The organism is Candidatus Thermoplasmatota archaeon (assembly GCA_018814355.1).
Taxonomy (GTDB): Archaea; Thermoplasmatota; Thermoplasmata; order UBA10834; family UBA10834; genus COMBO-56-21.
On the sequence record JAHIZT010000087.1, the window covers coordinates 1 to 2,012 of the forward strand.

The following is a 2,012-nucleotide window of genomic DNA, read 5'->3' on the forward strand; positions in this document are numbered from 1 at the left end:
CGAAGGGCCTTCTCGAGCGGATTCTCCCGAGCCTTTATCCCGATGTGTCCAAGAGGACCGCAGTGATCGAACAGATCCTTCACGCGCTCTACGCCCACGATGTTGGCGAGAACGCTCTTACGATCGAGAGCGCCATCGTCGTGATTGCAGACGGATGCGACATAACCAAAGGCAGAGGTAGGCTGTCTTTCGACATGGGCAAGCATGATATCCACTCGATATCGGCTCTCTCCATCGAATCGGTTGACATATACAAGGGCAAGACGAAACTCATCGAGATCCATGTCAACATGTCCAACTCGGCAGGGATTTACCAGGTCCAGGAGACTCTGGGGAATAAGGTCGCCAAGAGCCCGTTGAGGGATTACATCGAGATCGTGGCCGACTTGACCCCGTCAAAGACGCCTCCGGAACTGAGGATACTCGACAGGATCGTTTTCTCCGACGGCAAGTACAAGAACGTCTAGATGGAGAATAGCGGGATCGAGATGAACAGCATCGCCAAGGCGATGATCTGTCTCAATGTCAGCTGCTCCTTCAATCTCAGCTTCGCGACAGCTATCGTGACCAACGGATAGAGGTTCGTTATCGGCGACACGATGGACATATTGCCATTCTGGATCGCAAGGTAGAGCGTTATGCCCCCTCCTGCGAAGAAGAGCATTGAGAGCTCCAGGACCCATCCGTTCGATTTTGGCCTCTCGAACCTACCCTTCTCTCTAGCGAGCCAGTAGACTATCCAGATTGCCGGACATATCAGTGCGTAGACGCCGATGAAATTGGTGTCGCCTATGTCAGAAATCGCACCCTTCGCGAGGGCAGCGGATGTCCCCCAGAAGAATAGGGAGCATATGGCGAATGCGATCCCCAGAAGTTCGGTCTTCTTCCTTTCATTGCCGTTGTTTCCATTCGGGGAGTATGTGAAAATGAGCATGCTGGCCACGACGAGGACCACGCCTGCGGCCTCGCTGATGCCCATCGTCTCTCTAAGGAAGATGAGCGCAAGGACTACTGTCCAAGGAGCGTATGCCCCTGCAATGGTCCCGACGATGCTCACCTTGCCGTGCTTGAGCGATTCGTAGTAGGTGATGAACGCAGCACCCGAGAGGGCTGCAGCTGCCGCCGCCTGGAGCCAGGTCGATAGCGGGAAGGATCCGGGTTCGTGGAACACGATCCAGTAGGCGCTCCACATCACGAGTATGTTCGCTCCTAGCATGATGAGGAGATTTGCGGAGGAAACGTGTGTTCTGGTCTCCTTGGCAAAAACCTGACCGAAACCATACATCATTATGGTGGCAATCGAGAAAGGTAGCCAAAGGAGCTCCATCAATCCAGGCGATAAGCATTGTCTAGATAAGGGTTTCCACTCCAATCCAGCGCGTGTCGTCGAGAAGAGAAATCAGACGAGTCCTTTCGCCCTCTTGTCCTTCTCGAACAGCGTTCCTCCTTTCGAGTCGATCCTGAGGATCCTGTGGTATGGGATGGTCGCCTCATCGGTTTCGAAGAAGCCCCTTCCAAGCGCTCTGATCTCGCGCCCTGCGATCTTCATGGCATCTCCAGGAGCCCCTCTATGGACGTACCATATCACGGCATCGTCCAGTGACTCGCCTTCGGTCCAACGTAGCTTGTTGAGGACCTGTCTCGGGTAGACCATCCGCGTCTTCACCTCGTTCCGGGGATATCATCGTTTCCGCGCGAGGAGAACAGCCCGCCAGTTCTGACGAAAGGGAAATGGAGAACAAAGGGTTTGCGCGAAGGTTTGAGGATCTCAGAGCTGGTCCAGCTTCTCTTTGATCTTGTCTGCCAGGTCCGCGATATTGTCGAACTCTGCTTTCTTCGGTGGACCCTTGACCTCCACGACGCCGAGGACTTCCAGCTTGGACCCCTCGAGCAGAGATTGGATCTGCTTCACCGCGCCCCCAGACCATCCGAACGATGTCAGAACTACGCCGTACTTCGTCGGGGCTCTGAGCGTCTTGACGAGGAGGGTCGCGTATGCGGCTACTGGGTGC

Annotated in this window: 4 protein-coding genes; 1 reads left to right on the forward strand and 3 read right to left on the reverse strand. The window is 55.0% G+C overall.

All coding sequences use genetic code 11. The annotated features are described in order from the left end of the window. Positions 1-467, forward strand: a 467-nt coding sequence (locus tag KJ653_06495; protein ID MBU0685476.1) for a phosphohydrolase, incomplete at its 5' end; no start/stop codon positions are given. Here the strand turns inward: KJ653_06495 and KJ653_06500 are convergent. The 3 genes from KJ653_06500 to KJ653_06510 form a co-directional block, all read right to left on the reverse strand. Further along, entirely contained in the window at positions 464-1,327 is an 864-nt protein-coding gene (locus KJ653_06500; protein MBU0685477.1) for a DMT family transporter, read from the reverse strand. The two genes, KJ653_06495 and KJ653_06500, sit on opposite strands and share 4 nt — an antisense overlap. Before the next feature lie 72 nt (positions 1,328-1,399). Continuing rightward, positions 1,400-1,654, reverse strand: a complete 255-nt coding sequence (locus KJ653_06505) for a DUF504 domain-containing protein (protein MBU0685478.1) — start codon at positions 1,652-1,654, stop codon at positions 1,400-1,402. 114 nt (positions 1,655-1,768) lie between these two features. Further along, the coding region (locus KJ653_06510; GenBank protein ID MBU0685479.1) for an FprA family A-type flavoprotein at positions 1,769-2,012 on the reverse strand (244 nt) is incomplete at its 5' end.